The sequence below is a fragment of the Ensifer sp. CCNWLY38 genome, assembly GCF_037120565.1.
Lineage (GTDB): Bacteria > Pseudomonadota > Alphaproteobacteria > Rhizobiales > Rhizobiaceae > Ensifer > Ensifer adhaerens_H.
Genome location: NZ_JBBBBO010000005.1, coordinates 107,304 through 124,095 on the forward strand (window position 1 = coordinate 107,304; position 16,792 = coordinate 124,095).

The window sequence follows — 16,792 nt, forward strand, 5'->3', positions numbered from 1 at the left end:
CGAAAAAACTGCCCGCATCTGCGTTTGTCCCGTTCAGGCGGGCCGGTTCCATCCAACCCGCGCCGATCGGTACGGGATAAAATGCCTTACTTCGCCCTACCGCGTGCGAGGTCATTGAGCAGACCTGCAGCAACGGTGATCTTGGCGAGCGTCGTTTCGCCCTTCTCGGTCAGGAGCCGCAGCTGGCCGGTCGCCTGGGCGACACGCACGCGTTCGCTCTCTTCCCAGGCGGCTACCGGATTGCGGTCCTTCTTCTGCTCGCGCAGCGCTGCCGCGGTGATATCCCGCCGCGCGGCGGCGATATCCGATACGGCTCGCGACAGAGCCATTGCCTCGAACTGCTCCGTTGCCGGAACACGATCGGACGCCGCAAGCAGGCGGTTGATCCGAAGCGTATCGGTGACGGCGAAGTAGCCCTGGGCCGTGCGGCTCAGCGTTTCACCGGTTTCAGCGGCAATCTGCATGATCTCGGGCACGAGCGTCATCAACGCCAGTTCCGAAATCTCCTCGGCGAGCTTGACGGGTACCCCGCCCTCGACGAAGGCAGCCGTCTTCAACCGGGCCTCTTCAGCACTCTCGCCGGAGACGGCGGTCCGCATGGTAGCGCGCAGCTTCTGCAGGCCGTCGCCGAGGCGCGATACGGCTTCGGAGACCGAGCCGGTCGCTGCATGGGTCCGCAGCGCCCGCTCGGTAACGAGCGTGAAGATGCGGCCGACTTCCTGGTAGAGGATGTTCTGCAGGCCGCCGCCGATCTTGTTGTCGAGTGCGTCGATCTCGTCATAGATGCGCGGCAGGTCGAAGCCGTCGAGCGCCAGCACAGCGGCCTTGACGACGTCGGCCGACAGGAAGCCCGTCGCATCCGTCAGGGTCGAGACAAAGGCTGGACCACCGCGGTTGATGACCTCGTTGGCGAGGATCGTCGCGATGATTTCGCGGCGCAGGCGATGGCCGCGGATGTCGCCGGCATAGGTCTTGCGCATCTTCGCCGGGAAATAGCCCTCCAGCGTTGCCGTGAAGTACGGATCGTCGGGCAGTTCGCTCGCAATCAGTTCATCGAAGAGAACGAGCTTGGAGTAGGAAAGCAACACGCCGATTTCCGCGCGGGTCAACGGCTTGCCTGCCTGGTAGCGCTCGGTCATCGCCTGGTCGGTCGGCAGCGTCTCGACCTTGCGGTTGAGATGGCCGTCGGCCTCGAGGCGCGTCATGAGCCGGCCAAGCGTCGTGCGGTTGCCGAGCCCTTGCATCGCAGTCAGCGAGATCGCCAGCGATTGCTCGTAGTTGTTGCGCAGCACCAGATGGCCCACTTCCTCGGTCATCGAGGCGAGCAGCGTATTGCGCTTCGGACGGGTCAGGCGACCATCGCGCATGGCCGAAGCAAGAGCGATCTTGATGTTGACCTCGACGTCGGAGGAGTTGACGCCGGCCGAGTTGTCGATGGCGTCCGAGTTGCAGCGGCCGCCATTGAGGCCGAAGCCGATGCGGCCCTTCTGGGTAACGCCGAGGTTTGCGCCCTCGCCGATGACGCGGGCGCGGACCTCTTCTGCCGTCACACGGATGGCATCGTTGGCGCGGTCGCCGACTTCCGCATCCGTTTCGTTGCTGCCGCGGATGTAGGTGCCGATGCCGCCGAACCACAGCAGGTCGACCTGGTTCTTCAGGATCGCATTCATGATCTCGAAGGGCGTTGCCTTCTGCTTGTCGAGGCCGATGGCGGCCATCGCCTGAGGCGTGAGCGTCACCGACTTTTCGGCACGCGAGATGATCATCGCGCCCTCGGAGAGCGTCTTGCGGTCATAGTCCTGCCAGCTCGAACGCGGCAGAGCGAACATGCGCGTGCGCTCGGCGAACGAGGCATCGATATCCGGCGACGGATCGATGAAGATGTCGCGGTGGTCGAAGGCCGCGATCAGGCGGATCTTCTCCGAGAGCAGCATGCCGTTGCCGAAGACGTCACCGGACATGTCGCCGACGCCGGCAACGGTGAACGGCGTCGTCTGGATGTCGATGTCCATCTCGCGGAAGTGCCGCTTGACGGTTTCCCAGGCGCCGCGGGCGGTGATGCCCATCTTCTTGTGGTCGTAACCGGCCGACCCGCCCGAAGCGAACGCGTCGTCGAGCCAGAAGCCCGCTTCCTGCGCCAGGCCGTTGGCCGTGTCGGAGAAGGTCGCGGTGCCCTTGTCGGCGGCAACGACGAAGTAGGGGTCATCGCCATCGCGGCGCAGCGTATCGGCCGGCGGCACGATATCCTGGCCGACGATGTTGTCGGTCACCGAAAGCAGGGTGCGAATGTAGGTCTTGTAGGCTTCCGTACCGGCCTTGAAGACCTCGTCACGGGTGCCGCCGACCGGGAGTTGCTTCGGATAGAAGCCGCCCTTGGCGCCAACCGGCACGATGACGGCGTTCTTGACCTGCTGCGCCTTGACGAGGCCAAGCACTTCCGTGCGGTAGTCCTGGGCGCGGTCCGACCAGCGCAGGCCGCCACGGGCGACCTTGCCGAAGCGCAGGTGCACGCCCTCGACCTCGGTGCCGTAGACGAAGATTTCGCGGAACGGACGCGGTTCCGGCAGGCCGTCGAGCTGCTTCGGGTCAAGCTTGAAGGCGAGAACCGCGCGCGGCTTGCCGTCGGCGCCATGCTGGAAGTAGTTGGTCCGCAGCGTCGCTTCGATCGCGTTGACGTAGCGGCGCAGGATGCGGTCCTCGTCGAGGCTCGGAACGGCAGACAGCGCGTCCTCGATCGCGGAAAGCAGGGCGCTGCACTTCTTGGCACGCGGCTTTTCATCGAGCTTCGGATCCATCCGGGTCACGAACAGCTTGAAGATATCGGCGGCGATCGCCGGATACTTGTTCAGCGTGTCGGCGATATAGCCCTGCGAATAGGTGATGCCGGCCTGGCGCAGGTAGCGGGAATAGGCGCGCAGCACCGTGACTTCGCGGGCATTGAGGCCCGCAAGCAGGATCAGCCGGTTGAAGTTGTCGTCCTCGATCGTGCCGTTCCAGGCGGCGAGGAAGGCTTCCTCCAGCGCCGCACCCGACTTTTCGAGATTGAGCGCAAGGCCGTCGCGATGGATCAGCTCCATGTCGTGCAGCACGACGCGGTGCTTGTCCTCGCCGTGCCTGCCGACATTGAGGTCGTAGGTCTGTTCGCTGATGACCCGGAAGCCGAGGTTTTCCAGCAGCGGCACGCGGCGCGACAGCGACACGGGCTCGCCGGCATGGAAGATCTTCAGCTCGGCCGTGTCAGGACGGTTGACCGGGCGGTTATAGTTGTAGAACGAGATCCGGATCGGATCTTCCGCCTTGCAGGCGGCAATGTCTGCAAGGTCGGCATAGGCTTCCGCCGGCGTGAAGAACGACTGGTAGGCGCCGTCGACATCAAGCTCGATGCCGTCCTTACGGGCGAGAAGGTCGAACCGATCGATCCAGCGCGTGACGATGCCGCGAACGGCCTCTTCAAGCTTGGCCTGCGGAATGCGCGGGGTCTTGCCGCTGGTGCGGCCTATGATGAAGTGCACGCGCGCCAGACCGCCTTCGGGGAAGGCCGGGTAATAGGCCGAAACGCGGCCGTCATAGGCGGTCTTCAGGTAGTCGCCGATCTTTTCGCGTACGTCGGAATCATATTGTTCGCGCGGCACGAAGACGATGACCGAGACAAAGCGGTCGAAATGGTCGATGCGCGGCAGGACGCGGATGCGCGGCCGGTCGCCGAGTTCGTTGATCTGTTCGCAGAAGGCGGCGAGCAGACCGACATCGATCTGGAAGAGGTCGTCGCGCGGATAGGATTCGAGCGTGTTGTCCAGCATCTTGCCGGAGTGGCTCTGCGGGTCGTAGCCGAAATGGTCGACGATCTTCTCGATCTTGTGGCGCAGCAACGGGATTTCAGCCGCCTGGCGGGTATAGGCCGAGGAAGTGAACAGGCCGACGATGCGCAACTCGCCGGCGACATTGCCGTCGGCATCGAAGCGCTTGATGCCGATATAGTCCATATAGGCGCGGCGATGGACGACCGATTTCACGTTGGCCTTGGTGACGATCAGGAAATCGGGGCCGTCGAGGAAGGCGAGGATTTCCGGCGTAGTCAGTACCGCGTCCTTGCCCTGGCGCAGAACGCGCACGTCGGGGTTGGAGAGGATGCCGAGGCCCCTGCCCTTGCCGCGCTCGACCGTCGCCTTTCCGCCCTTGCCCGAGTAGGTATACTCGCGCATGCCGATAAAGGTGAAGTTGTTGTCGCGCAGCCAGCGAAGGAAGGCGAGCGCCTCATCACGGTCGCTCTTCTTGCGCGAGGCGTTGTAGGCCTCGAGTTCCTGCATGGCCTGGTCGAGCAGCGCCGTCATCGCCGGCCAGTCGTGTACCGTCTGGTGTACCTGCTCCAGCACGTCGCGCATGCGGTTGCTGAGCTGCTCGGCTTCGACGGGCGCCAGCTTGGTCAAGTGGATCTGGATGTGGCTGACGCGGTGCGCCGGATCGCTTGCCTCTTCCGGATCGAAGAGTTTTACCGGCTTGCCCGGTTCCTTGACCAGGATGGGATGGATCGCGAGGTGGATATCGCGGTGCGTGCTGGTGATTTCCCCCATGACCGAATCATAGAGGAACGGCATGTTGTGTTCGGTGATCGCGATGATCGAAACCTCGGTGCCACCCGGCGCGACGCCGGCGACGGTTTCGACCGAAACCTGCGGCTTGCCGCCATCCCAGCGGGCGAGTTCACGATGCGCATGGGCTGCGGTCAGCGCCAGCATGTCCGCCGAATAAAGATCGAGGTCATCGTTGCTGGCCCCACCGAAGAGGCTCTCCGGCGCCAGCGCGTCGACGCCCAGTTTGATGGCGGCCGCCTTTGCTGCGTCGATGTGTCTGTCCCGCTTCGGATTGTATTTCACGCCCATGAAGTCTCTCCCACTCATGATAGGCCAAACCCTATCAGAACCATGGCTAATGGCGACCGCTTTTTACGCCGATTTCGGCAAAATCGAGCCGAAAATTGGAGAATTTCACGTGAAAACAGCTTAAATCCATTTAAATCGAAGGCGATTTCGCGAAAATTGCTCGAAATTCGATGAAAAAGCACGAAAACGCCAGCGGCTTCCACCGGACCTATCTGCCATCGCCTGTTGACAGGGCGGTGACAGTCGGGTGATCAGAGTTTCTAGACCGAAGGATTGGACTCGTCGATGCCCGAAATGCCCTCCCTGCCCGGCGCCGTCATCGTCATCTCGAGCCATGTCGTGCGTGGCAAGGTTGGCAACCGGGCCGCGGTGTTCGCGTTGGAGACGCTGGGGCATCCGGTCTGGGCACTGCCGACGGTCATTCTTCCCTGGCATCCCGGACACGGGCGCTCGACCCGCGTCACCATTTCAGACGCGGATTTCCAGTCGATGATCGACGACCTCATTGCCGCGCCTTGGGTCGGCGAGGTGCGCGCCGTGCTTTCGGGCTATCTCGGATCGCCGGGCCAGGCCGAAGGCGTTGTGCGGCTGGTGACGGCTCTCAGGGAACGTAATCCCAAGCTGATCTACGCCTGCGATCCCGTCATTGGCGATGCCGGCGGGCTCTATGTTCCGGAAGCGACCGCGACGGCCATTCGCGACCAACTGTTGCCGCTTGCCAACCTGGCGACGCCGAACCGCTTCGAGCTCGCCTGGCTCGCCGGCGCGACGCTGGAAACCAATACGGCGATCCTCGATGCCGCTCTCGGCCTCGGTCCGGCCCGCGTGCTGGTGACCTCGGCGGTGCCGATGATGAGCGGCGGTACCGGCAATCTCTTCCTTTCGGGCAATCACGCGCTGCTCGCCGAACATCGGCTCGTCGAAAACCCGCCGAATGGCACCGGCGACTTGCTGACTGCCCTGTTTCTGGCGCGGCTTCTCGAAGGACAATCGGAAGAGCGCGCATTGCAGATGGCGACTGCAAGCGTGTTCGAAATCATCGCGCGGAGCGTCAAGCGCGGTGCTGATGAGTTGACGATCGAGCAGGACGCTTCGAGCCTTTCGACGCCGATGGCGATGGTGCAGATGCGCCGCCTGGTGCATCCGAATCAGATGCGGCGCAAATAGAAGAAACTGTTCATGGGCAGCAGCCCTTGTGGCATCGTGGATTGAACTTTAGGTCATGATGATATTCATGGCGGGGCGTGATGCGGGCGGAATTCCGCTCATCCCGCTCGAAGCAGCAGCGGAGTAATCGATGGACAAGCAGCAGCAGCGTTTTCCGGACCACCTTCTGAACGGCTACCACAACTTCATGAATGGCCGCTTCAGCGAACAGCAGAAGCGCTACAAGGTGCTGGCGGAAACCGGCCAGAAGCCGAGGACGATGGTTGTTGCCTGTTGCGATTCGCGGGCGGCGCCGGAAACGATCTTCGACAGCGGGCCGGGTGAACTCTTCGTCGTGCGCAACGTCGCCAATCTCATGCCGCCCTATGAGCCGGACGGCCATTACCATTCGACGTCGGCCGCGCTTGAGTTCGCCGTGCAGTCGCTCCGCGTCAGCGACATCGTCGTGATGGGGCATGGCCGCTGCGGCGGTATCAAGGCGGCGCTCGATCCGGATGCCGAGCCCTTGTCGTCGGGCGATTTCATCGGTCGCTGGATGAACCTCCTGAAGCCGGCCGCCGAGCAGATCCAAAGCAACGACGTCATGACCCAGGCGGAGCGGCAGCGTGCGCTCGAGCGGGTCTCGATCCGCAACTCGCTTGCCAACCTGCGCACCTTCCCTTGCGTTCAGATCCTCGAAGCCAAGGGCAAGCTGCATCTGCACGGCGCGTGGTTCGACATCTCGACCGGCGAGCTTTGGGTCATGGATCCCACGACCGGCGACTTCTCGCGCCCGGGCATGTAACCAGCAAAAAAGCCCGGATCGACGATCCGGGCTTTGCAATCTTCCGAAAGGCATCGTGCATCCGGAGAGATGCGCGAATTGGGTTTAATCAGAGGCCGTCGATCTCGGCGCCGATGATGGCGATTGCCTGCTGGTAGACGGTTGCCGCGTTCCAGCCCTGGATCGCGCCGAAATTCGCCTGGCCGGGCTGATAGCCGGCGCCGGGCTGCCAGCCATGGCCGCGCAAGAAGTTGGCGGTTGAGGCCAGCGCGTCGGCCTTGGAGCGAACCATGTCGATGTGGCCGTTGCCGTCGCCATCGACGCCGTATTTCAGGACGTTGGCCGGCAGGAACTGGGTCTGCCCGATTTCGCCGTGGGCAGCACCGCGTGCATCGGGGCTCAGGTCACCGCGCTGTACGAGCTGCAGGGCGGCATAGAGCTGGTCGGTGAAATAGTCCGAGCGACGGCAGTCATAGGCGAGCGTCGAAACGGCCGAGAGGGTATGCTCCTTGCCCATGAAGCCGCCAAAGCCTGTTTCCATGCCCCAGATAGCGATCAGCGGGCCGGCGGGCACGCCGAAGCGGCGTTCAATGCTGGTGAAGAGCGCCGCATTCTGCTGCTTCATCTTCTTGCCGCGGGAAATGATCGTCTGACCGCCGCGCTTCTGCATGAACTGGTCGAGCGACAGCTTGAAGCTCTTCTGGCCGCGGTCGGCGCGGATCGTCGCCTTGTTGTAGGAGACGCTGGAAAGGGCGCGGTCGAGCACTGCCGGGCTGATGCCGCTGCCGGAAGCTTCCTGCTTGAAGTTCTGCACCCAGGCAGCAAATCCGCTTCCGTCGTTGCCGCATTGGGCGGCGGAGGCCACCGCCGGAAAAACCACAGTCGAAACCAGGGCAGCAAGCCCCACCGCTACGCACTTTGCCCTGTGCATGAAATACCCCGTCATAGCCCGAATCTCATTGCTTTCAAAAATGCCAGCCTTCGCCGGCCATGTCACCCGCCGGAAGCGGCGGTAACTTTTTCGTGGTTTCACGTGAAGCCGGGCGAAACGACCCGCACTTGTGAAACAGGAAACCCGCCAAGCCCGGATGGGCTCGGCGGGAACGAATTGCTCAATTGCCGTTTTCAGGCGGCCTGCTTGCGCGGCTTGATGAGGCCGCGGTTGACCAGGAGCTCGGCAATCTGGATCGCGTTGAGTGCCGCACCCTTGCGCAGGTTGTCGGAAACGACCCAGATGTTGAGACCGTTTTCGACGGTTGCGTCCTCGCGGATGCGCGAGATGTAGGTCGCATCTTCGCCGGCGCATTCGTAAGGCGTGACGTAGCCACCGTTTTCGTGCTTGTCGACGACCAGGCAACCCGGAGCCTCGCGCAGGATGTCGCGCGCTTCATCGGCGGTGATCTCGTTCTCGAACTCGATGTTGACCGATTCCGAATGGCCGATGAAGACGGGAACACGCACGGCCGTGCAGGTCACCTTGATCTTCGGATCGAGCATCTTCTTGGTTTCGGCCAGGACCTTCCACTCTTCCTTCGTGTAGCCGTCTTCCATGAACACGTCGATGTGCGGAATGACGTTGAAGGCGATGCGCTTGGTGAACTTCTTCGATTCGATCGGATCAGCGACGAAGACGGCGCGGGTCTGGTTGAAGAGTTCGTCCATGCCGTCCTTGCCGGCGCCGGAAACCGACTGGTAGGTCGAGACGACGACGCGCTTGATCTTGGCATGGTCGTGCAGCGGCTTCAGCGCCACGACGAGCTGGGCCGTCGAGCAATTCGGGTTGGCGATGATGTTCTTCTTGGTGAAGAGCGAGATCGCGTCCGGGTTCACTTCCGGCACGATCAGCGGCACTTCGGCGTCGTAGCGCCAGGCCGAGGAGTTGTCGATAACGACGCAGCCCTGCTGGCCGATCTTCGGCGAATACTTGAGAGAAACAGCGCCGCCGGCCGACATCAGGCAGATATCGGTATCGGAAAAATCGTAGTTTTCGAGGTTTCTGACCTTGAGGGTCTTGTCGCCAAAGGAAACTTCCGTGCCCTGGGAGCGGGCGGAAGCAAGCGCGACCACTTCATCCGCGGGAAAGCCGCGTTCGGAAAGGATGTTCAGCATCTCCCGGCCGACATTGCCGGTGGCGCCTGCGACTGCAATCTTGAAACCCATGATCTAAGCTCTCTTTCTGTCTCTCCTCTTCGGGTGGAGGGGGAACCGCGCGTGTTGCCACGAAGGTTCCGGTCCCCGGCCTTACCGGGGAGAGAGCGGAGGGCCAGAGACGTCAGACGGTTTTCGTCGTCGTTTTGGCCGTTGTTTTGCAAGCGAACGAAAAATCGACATCCTGCCCCGCGGCAAGAGCCGGCAGGATCAAAGCAGCGATGGCTGGACCGATTGGTCGCATGGTGGTGATTTCCTCGTTCGTCGCTGCTCTTACGCGGTTTTGGAGAAGAGTCAAGATATGGCGGTATCGCCGTGGCCCTGCGACGGGCTTCCGCGGTTGATCGCCGCATTAGACGAAAGTCATAAGCCGAAAGCATCTCTGCCTGCGCCGCTGGTTTTCTGACATCCTCTTCAACAGGCGCACCACGTCCGGCGGTTCTAGGGAGGAATGCCGGACCAGCCAATGGGCGCTCCAACAAGCTGTTTTGGAGTGGAGGATAAACGAAATGGCAAATGTCGCGACAGTGGACGACGCAAAAACGCGTCCAATGACCGGCGAGGAGAAGAAGGTCATCTTCGCCTCGTCGCTTGGTACCGTGTTCGAATGGTACGATTTCTATCTTTACGGCTCGCTTGCCGTCTATATCGGCGCGACCTTCTTCAGTTCCTATCCGGAAACGACGCGTAACATCTTCGCGCTTCTGGCCTTTGCCGCGGGCTTCCTTGTTCGCCCGTTCGGCGCCCTGGTCTTCGGCCGCCTCGGTGACCTCGTCGGCCGCAAGTACACCTTCCTCGTGACGATCCTGATCATGGGTCTGTCGACCTTCCTGGTCGGCATCCTGCCCGGCGCTGCCTCGATCGGCATTGCCGCACCAATCCTGCTCATCGCACTGCGCATGCTGCAGGGCCTGGCGCTCGGCGGTGAATATGGCGGTGCCGCCACCTACGTGGCCGAGCATGCGCCGCACGGACGCCGCGGTTACTTCACCTCCTGGATCCAGACGACGGCGACGCTCGGCCTGTTCCTGTCGCTGGTGGTGATCCTGCTCGTGCAGTTCCTGGTCGGCAAGGAAGCCTTTGCTGCCTGGGGCTGGCGCATTCCGTTCCTGGTCTCGGTCGTGCTTCTCGGCGTTTCCGTCTGGATCCGCCTGAAGATGAACGAATCGCCGGCCTTCAAGAAGATGAAGGAAGAGGGCAAGGGCTCCAAGGCACCGCTGTCGGAAGCTTTCGGCCAGTGGAAGAATGCCAAGATCGCGCTTCTGGCGCTCTTCGGCGCCGTCGTGGGCCAGGCCGTCGTCTGGTATTCCGGTCAGTTCTATGCGCTCTTCTTCCTGACGGGCGTGCTCAAGGTGGACGGCCAGTCGGCCAATATCATGGTCGCCGCTTCGCTCTTGATCGGTACGGGCTTCTTCGTGCTCTTCGGCTGGCTCTCCGACAAGATCGGCCGCAAGCCGATCATCATGGCCGGCCTGCTGCTTGCCATGCTCACCTACTTCCCGCTGTTCAAGGCGCTGACCTGGGCGGGTAACCCGGCACTCGCTCAGGCCCAGGCAACCGTCCGCGCGACGGTGACTGCAGCTCCCGGCGATTGCAAATTCCAGTTCAACCCGACGGGCACGGCGAAGTTCACCACCTCGTGCGACATCGCAACCGCATTCCTCACCAAGAACTCGGTGCCCTATGACGTGGTAACGACGGCCGCCGCGGGTACGGCCGCAACGGTCAAGGTCGGCGACACCACGATCAACAGCTACGACGCGGTCGCCGCAGGCGATGGCGCCAAGGCTGCCAATGCCGCCTTCGAAAAGCAGACCAACACGGCTCTCCACAATTCCGGCTATCCGCTGGTTCGTGGTGCGGCAAAGGTTCCGGAATCCAAGCTTGACGGCTTTGTCGCCGCCAACCCGGAGCTGGCGCTTGATCCGGCTGCCGTTCGCGGCGGCGAGAAGACCATGGTTCCGGCCGACAAGCTCGTGGCCGACAAGCTGTTGACGAAGGATGAAGTCGGCACTGCCACCGAAATGGCCGTCTACACGATCGCCGGCGGCGGCACCTACGCGATGGTGGCGGATCCCGCCAACGTCAACTGGACGACGATCATCGCCGTTCTGACTGTGCTCGTCATCTACGTGACGATGGTTTACGGCCCGATCGCCGCGCTGCTGGTCGAACTCTTCCCGACCCGCATCCGCTACACCGGCATGTCGCTGCCCTACCACATCGGCAACGGCTGGTTCGGTGGTCTGCTTCCGGCAACGGCCTTCGCGATGAGTGCTGCCCAGGGCGATATCTACTACGGCCTGTGGTACCCGATCGTGTTCGCAGGCATCACGCTGGTCATCGGTCTCTTGTTCCTGCCGGAAACGAAGGACCGCGACATTCACGCGATGGACTAAGTCTGCAGTCACGTGCTCCCGGGAGAACCATTTCCCGGGAGCGCACCAAATCTTCCCCGAGCTACTATGGCTCTCCTGACTCCGGCGCGGTCTTCCGCGCCGGCTTTTTTATGGGCGCGGATCGCTGCGCCCCACGAGCGGCCATCCACCCTCGCTCAGATGAAACAGCCGGTTCTGCCTGGCGAAGAGGAACGCCACCATCACCGACGTCCAAAGACCGAGCAGCAGCCCGGCAGCGACGTCGCTTGGGTAGTGTGCGCCGACGATGACGCGGGAAACGCCGATCGTCAGCGCCAGGATCAGAAAGAGTGGCCTCAGTTTCGGCAGCAGCATTGCGAAGACACCGAAGAAGGCGCCGGCCGCGGTCGAATGGCCGGAGGGAAAACTTTCGTACAGACCGCTGTTGGCAAATGGCGTCAGGCTGTAGGCGCCGAGCTCGGTGAAGAGTTCCGGCCGGGCCCGGCCGACGATTATTTTCAGTGTGTGGACCAGCGCGCTGGCGCTGCCGATTGTCAGGAGGAAATAGGCGGCGAGATCTCGGGCCGCACTTGCCCTGCGCTGAAGCGACCTCTGGTTTGCCGCGCGACGCAGGATGAACGTCGCTGCCAGGACCCCAGCTGAAAGGTAGATCATCCAGGCGAACGTCCCGAAGTCCGTGATCATCCGATTGAAATCGACGATGCTTTCCGGCAGCGCCTGCGCGCTTTGCGACAGATATGGATCCAATGGAATGAGTGCGAGCACGAGGACGAAGGTAGTCAGTGCAATCCATCCGGTGGTCGCAAGTGGTCCGTTCATGAATCTCCGTCCTGCCGCCGCGTCGCATGTCCGCGCGGCATTCGTTCTTCTCGTGGCGTCTAGTTCCCCGGATGTGTCGGTTCTTTTGGCAAATTCAAGGCCATGAAACGCAAAACACCTCCGGACGGGCTCCGGAGGTGTTTGTTCTTGTCTGCAGGTCGGCGTCAGATCACGCCTACTGGAATCGTTGGTGGCTCAGGCGGACAGTGCCTTGAACTCGGCAAGAATGGCGTCGCCCATCTCTGTCGTGCCGACCTTCTTGGCACCCTCGGCCATGATGTCGCCGGTGCGGATGCCCTGGTCGAGCACGGCGGCGATCGCCTTTTCCAGATTGTCGGCTTCCTTCACGAGGTTGAAGGAATAACGCAGGCACATGGCAAAGGACGCGATCATCGCGATCGGGTTGGCAATGCCCTTGCCGGCAATATCGGGGGCCGAGCCATGCACCGGCTCGTAGAGCGCCTTGCGCTTGCCGGTCACCGCATCCGGGGCGCCGAGCGAGGCTGACGGCAGCATGCCGAGCGAACCGGTCAGCATCGCGGCGACGTCCGACAGCATGTCGCCGAACAGGTTGTCGGTGACGATGACGTCGAACTGCTTGGGCTGGCGCACCAGCTGCATGCCACCGGCGTCGGCCAGCATGTGCTCAAGCTGAACGTCGGAGTATTTCGCCTTGTGCGTCTCGGTCACCACCTGGTTCCACAACACGCCCGACTTCATGACGTTGCGCTTTTCCATCGAGCAGACGCGGTTCTGCCTCGTGCGGGCCAGCTCGAAGGCGACGCCGGCGATGCGCTCGATCTCGTAGGTGTCATAGACCTGGGTGTCGATGCCGCGCTTCTGGCCGTTGCCGAGATCGATGATCTGCTTCGGCTCACCGAAATAGACGCCGCCGGTGAGTTCGCGCACGATCAGGATGTCGAGGCCTTCGACGAGTTCCGACTTCAGCGACGAGGCGGCAGCCAGTGCCGGGTAGCAGATCGCCGGACGCAGGTTGGCGAACAGTTCGAGATCCTTGCGCAGACGCAGCAGCCCGGCTTCCGGGCGCACTTCGTAAGGCACCGCATCCCACTTCGGACCGCCGACGGCGCCGAACAGCACCGCATCGGCGGCGAGCGCCTTTTGCATATCCGCTTCCGAAATCGCCTGGCCGTGGGCGTCATAGGCCGAACCGCCGACCAGCCCCTCGTCCGTCACGAAGCCGGCTGAAAGCTCGGCATTCATGTAGGCGATGATTTTGCGGACTTCCGCCATGGCTTCCGGGCCGATGCCGTCGCCGGGCAGAAGGAAGAGGTTGCGCACAGTCATGGATAGTCCTTCTCGCGGGGAAAACGACTGCATGTTTCCTTAAATCGTAGCCGATCTAAGGATAAAAACATGCAGCCTTCAAAAGTGCTACAGCGACCTTAGTGCGTCTGAACAGACGCACGGCGCTGTAGGCGGCGTTCTAGCGCAACTTCGTATCGAGGGAAATCGCCGAAACGAAAGATTTGTGCGCGCTCGCGAGCGACACGTTCCCGAAGGAACAGCTGCTCTGCCGAGGAAGTGGGATGCTCTTCTCAAGGCCGAGCATCTTGCCCGGCCATCGACCCTTCGAGGAGAAAAACATGCGCAATTTCGTCTACGCAGTCGCCGTACAAATCCGCGCCACGACCAAGAACTTAACCTTTGCTGGCAAGCGGTCACCCGCGTCATATAGCTGGCTTAGCTTTCCTCTTGACTGAATCGGTGCCTCCGGATCGAATGCGGGCAACACAACCGGGAACCCGCCATGTCCGAGACGCTGCTGATCGGCGCCTTTCTCGCCGCCCTTTCCTATGTCCTCATTCCCGGACCGGCGTTTCTGGCGCTGCTCGGCATCGGCGCCGGCCAGGGGCGCAAGGCCGGCGCCTTGTTCATGGGTGGGCATCTCGCCGGTGACGTTCTCTGGTCGACATTGGCGCTGGTCGCGATTGTCGGCGCGCGCTCCGTCGGCAGCACGATCTTCGATATCCTCGGCCTCTTCTGTGGTGCCTATCTCGGTTGGATCGGCTGGACGGCGCTGCGGGCACGCCCCGCCGGCGAGAACCGGGCGCTCCTGACGGTCGAGCGTCCTCTAAGGCGCGGGCTGATTTTTGGGCTCACCAATCCCAAGGGCTATCCGGTGGCGCTCGCAACCTTCACAGCGCTGCTTGCCAGCTCGGCCAACGCGCTGGAATTCGATGCCCTGCCGGCGCTGCTTGGCGTCTCGCTCATCGGCTTTCTCGTTGCCGACATTATCCTGGTCGTCATCATCGGCACTTCCGTGGTGCGTCGTTTCTACCGACGCCATGAGCTGGCGATCGTCAGGCTCTCCGGTCTCCTGTTCATGGGCTTTGCCGTCCAGGCGATCTGGCACGCCGCGCCGGGGCTTCTCGGCCTACGCAAACCTTGACGGTATCCCTGCCGGCAACCACCTTCATTTTCGCCGCTTCCTGATGTCATGGGTTAGCGGTATCCCTCCCCGGCCCCGCGTCGGACCGCATGCGAAAGGATTTCTGATGACCACCAGCACCCCGCTCAACCCCGCGCTTACATCATGGACAGGCCACGAGGGCCTGCCACGTTTTGATCTGGTGAAGGACGAGGATTTCGCGCCGGCGTTCGAAGCGGCCTTCCGGGAGCATGAAGCGGAGATTGACACGATCGCCGAAAATTCCGCCGCTCCGACCTTCGAGAACACCATCGTTGCTCTCGAAATCGCCGGCGATGCACTTTCGCGGGTGTCCTCCATCTTCTGGAACAAGGCCGGGGCCGACACGAACGAAACGATTCAGGCGCTGGAGCGCGACATTGCCCCGAAGATGTCGCGGCACTATTCCAAGATAGGCATGAATGCCGCGCTGTTCAGGCGCATCGACACGCTGTGGGAAGGCCGCCAGTCCCTGGGACTCGATCTTGAAGCGACGCGTGTGCTCGAGCGGCACTGGAAGGGTTTCGTCAAATCCGGCGCCAAGCTCGCAAAGCCCGAGCAGGAGCGGCTGGCCGCGATCAACGAAAAGCTCGCCGGCATCGGCGCAAAATTCGGACAGAACGTGCTTGCCGACGAGAAGAGCTGGGTTCTGCTCCTGGAGAGCGAGGAACAGCTCGCCGGCCTGCCGGATTTTCTGCGCGACGCCATGGCGGCAGTGGCCGAGGACCGTGGCCAGAAGGGAAAATACGCGGTTACCCTGTCGCGCTCGATCATCGAACCGTTCCTGACCTTCTCGGACAATCGCGAGCTTAGGGAGCAGGCCTTCCGCGCCTGGGTCGCGCGCGGCGAGAACGGCGGCGACACCGACAATCGCGGGCTCATTGCCGAGATGTTGGCGCTGCGCGCGGAAAAGGCGAAGCTGCTCGGCTATGAAAACTTCGCGTCGCTGAAACTCGACGACACCATGGCAAAGACGCCCGGTGCGGTGAACGGACTCCTGATGCAGGTCTGGGAAAAGGCCGTTGCCCGCGCCCGCGAGGAGGAGGCGGAGCTTGCCAGGCTCGTTGCCGACGAGGGCCGCAATCACGACGTCATGCCCTGGGACTGGCGCCACTACGCCGAGAAGCTCCGGGCCGAGAAGTTCAATTTCTCCGAGGGCGAGCTCAAGCCGTATCTGCAGCTCGAAAAGATCATCGAGGCCTGCTTCGACGTCGCCGAGCGTCTGTTCGCCATCACCGCGACGGAGAAGAAAGGCATCGCCGCCTATCATCCAGACGTCCGGGTCTTCGAGATCAAGGACGCGTCCGGCAAGCTGGTGGCCCTCTTCCTCGCTGACTATTTCGCCCGGCCTTCTAAGCGCTCCGGCGCATGGATGAGCTCGTTCCAGTCGCAGCACAAGCTCAAGCTGAAGAACGGTTCCGAGGGCGAGTTGCCGATCATCTATAACGTCTGCAATTTTGCCAAACCCGCCGAGGGCAAGCCGGCGCTGCTGTCGCTCGACGATGCCCGCACGCTGTTCCACGAGTTCGGCCACGCACTGCATGGCATGCTATCCAACGTCACCTATCCTTCGGTTTCGGGCACGGGCGTCTCGCGCGACTTCGTCGAATTGCCGTCGCAGCTCTATGAACATTGGCTGACGGTGCCGGAGATCCTCAAGCGCTACGCAGTGCACTACCAGACCGGCGAGCCGATGCCGCAGGCGCTGCTCGACAAGGTGCTGGCGGCCCGAACCTTCAATTCCGGTTTCGCCACCGTCGAGTTCACTTCTTCTGCTCTGGTCGACATGGCTTATCATACGGCCAAGGTGACGGCGGAGCCGATGGCGCTCGAAGCAAAGAAGCTGGATGAGATCGGCATGCCACGATCGATCGTCATGCGTCACCGCAGCCCGCATTTCCTGCACGTCTTCTCGGGCGACGGCTACTCGGCCGGCTACTATTCCTACATGTGGTCGGAAGTGCTTGATGCCGATGCCTTCGCCGCTTTCGAGGAGACCGGCAACGCCTTCGATCCGGCGATGGCCGCCCGCCTCAAGGACAACATCTATTCGGTCGGCGGCTCGATCGACCCGGAGGATGCCTACAAGGCGTTCCGCGGCAAGCTGCCGAGCCCGGATGCGATGCTGGCGAAGAAGGGGCTCGCCGCCTGAGGTGTGCTGACACCTGCCCGGTTGACTGGATATTGGAACGGCGCCCTTGGGCGC

Annotated in this window: 10 protein-coding genes; 5 read left to right on the top strand and 5 right to left on the bottom strand. The window is 62.4% G+C overall.

Going from position 1 to position 16,792, the window contains the following annotated elements; translation table 11 throughout:
• Window positions 1-86: 86 nt before the first annotated feature.
• The gene (locus V7S54_RS12610; protein ID WP_065376390.1) at window positions 87-4,880 is read right to left on the bottom strand and encodes an NAD-glutamate dehydrogenase; all 4,794 of its coding nucleotides are present in this window, start codon (window positions 4,878-4,880) and stop codon (window positions 87-89) included.
• Window positions 4,881-5,165: 285 nt separating this feature from the next.
• Between V7S54_RS12610 and pdxY the strand changes: the two genes are divergently transcribed.
• Both pdxY and V7S54_RS12620 read left to right on the top strand, forming a co-directional pair.
• Entirely contained in the window at window positions 5,166-6,047 is an 882-nt protein-coding gene (gene pdxY, locus V7S54_RS12615) for a pyridoxal kinase PdxY (protein WP_065376391.1), read from the top strand.
• 130 nt (window positions 6,048-6,177) lie between these two features.
• Window positions 6,178-6,831, top strand: a complete 654-nt coding sequence (locus V7S54_RS12620; RefSeq protein ID WP_065376392.1) for a carbonic anhydrase — start codon at window positions 6,178-6,180, stop codon at window positions 6,829-6,831.
• 88 nt (window positions 6,832-6,919) lie between these two features.
• On the opposite strand, the gene V7S54_RS12625 is transcribed toward V7S54_RS12620, so the two are convergent.
• Together V7S54_RS12625 and V7S54_RS12630 are read right to left on the bottom strand one after the other, a co-directional pair.
• Complete coding sequence (locus V7S54_RS12625; protein ID WP_057252121.1) at window positions 6,920-7,741, bottom strand: lytic murein transglycosylase; 822 nt, start codon at window positions 7,739-7,741, stop codon at window positions 6,920-6,922.
• Window positions 7,742-7,935: 194 nt separating this feature from the next.
• On the bottom strand, window positions 7,936-8,970 hold the full coding sequence (locus tag V7S54_RS12630; RefSeq protein ID WP_057251996.1) for an aspartate-semialdehyde dehydrogenase: 1,035 nt from the start codon (window positions 8,968-8,970) through the stop codon (window positions 7,936-7,938).
• A gap of 497 nt (window positions 8,971-9,467) precedes the next feature.
• On the opposite strand from V7S54_RS12630, the gene V7S54_RS12635 reads away from it, so the two are divergent.
• The gene (locus V7S54_RS12635) at window positions 9,468-11,357 is read left to right on the top strand and encodes an MFS transporter (protein WP_065376393.1); all 1,890 of its coding nucleotides are present in this window, start codon (window positions 9,468-9,470) and stop codon (window positions 11,355-11,357) included.
• Between the two features lie 108 nt (window positions 11,358-11,465).
• Here the strand turns inward: V7S54_RS12635 and V7S54_RS12640 are convergent, their stop codons facing one another.
• Entirely contained in the window at window positions 11,466-12,155 is a 690-nt protein-coding gene (locus tag V7S54_RS12640; RefSeq protein ID WP_065376394.1) for a phosphatase PAP2 family protein, read from the bottom strand.
• A gap of 195 nt (window positions 12,156-12,350) precedes the next feature.
• Window positions 12,351-13,463, bottom strand: a complete 1,113-nt coding sequence (gene leuB, locus V7S54_RS12645; protein WP_336408456.1) for a 3-isopropylmalate dehydrogenase — start codon at window positions 13,461-13,463, stop codon at window positions 12,351-12,353.
• A 463-nt stretch (window positions 13,464-13,926) separates the two neighbouring features.
• On the opposite strand from leuB, the gene V7S54_RS12650 reads away from it, so the two are divergent.
• Window positions 13,927-14,568 (top strand): LysE family translocator, encoded by a 642-nt coding sequence (locus V7S54_RS12650; protein ID WP_065374021.1) that lies wholly within the window; start codon window positions 13,927-13,929, stop codon window positions 14,566-14,568.
• A gap of 106 nt (window positions 14,569-14,674) precedes the next feature.
• The gene (locus tag V7S54_RS12655; RefSeq protein WP_065374022.1) at window positions 14,675-16,738 is read left to right on the top strand and encodes a M3 family metallopeptidase; all 2,064 of its coding nucleotides are present in this window, start codon (window positions 14,675-14,677) and stop codon (window positions 16,736-16,738) included.
• The last annotated feature ends 54 nt before the right edge of the window (window positions 16,739-16,792 follow it).

Coding starts and splice junctions, on each gene's coding strand:
- V7S54_RS12650 (WP_065374021.1), top strand. CDS start 13,927: ATGTCCGAGACGCTGCTGATCGGCGCCTTTCTCGCCGCCCTTTCCTAT.
- V7S54_RS12620 (WP_065376392.1), top strand. CDS start 6,178: ATGGACAAGCAGCAGCAGCGTTTTCCGGACCACCTTCTGAACGGCTAC.
- V7S54_RS12625 (WP_057252121.1), bottom strand. CDS start 7,741: ATGCACAGGGCAAAGTGCGTAGCGGTGGGGCTTGCTGCCCTGGTTTCG.
- V7S54_RS12640 (WP_065376394.1), bottom strand. CDS start 12,155: ATGAACGGACCACTTGCGACCACCGGATGGATTGCACTGACTACCTTC.
- leuB (WP_336408456.1), bottom strand. CDS start 13,463: ATGACTGTGCGCAACCTCTTCCTTCTGCCCGGCGACGGCATCGGCCCG.
- pdxY (WP_065376391.1), top strand. CDS start 5,166: ATGCCCGAAATGCCCTCCCTGCCCGGCGCCGTCATCGTCATCTCGAGC.
- V7S54_RS12610 (WP_065376390.1), bottom strand. CDS start 4,880: ATGGGCGTGAAATACAATCCGAAGCGGGACAGACACATCGACGCAGCA.
- V7S54_RS12655 (WP_065374022.1), top strand. CDS start 14,675: ATGACCACCAGCACCCCGCTCAACCCCGCGCTTACATCATGGACAGGC.
- V7S54_RS12635 (WP_065376393.1), top strand. CDS start 9,468: ATGGCAAATGTCGCGACAGTGGACGACGCAAAAACGCGTCCAATGACC.
- V7S54_RS12630 (WP_057251996.1), bottom strand. CDS start 8,970: ATGGGTTTCAAGATTGCAGTCGCAGGCGCCACCGGCAATGTCGGCCGG.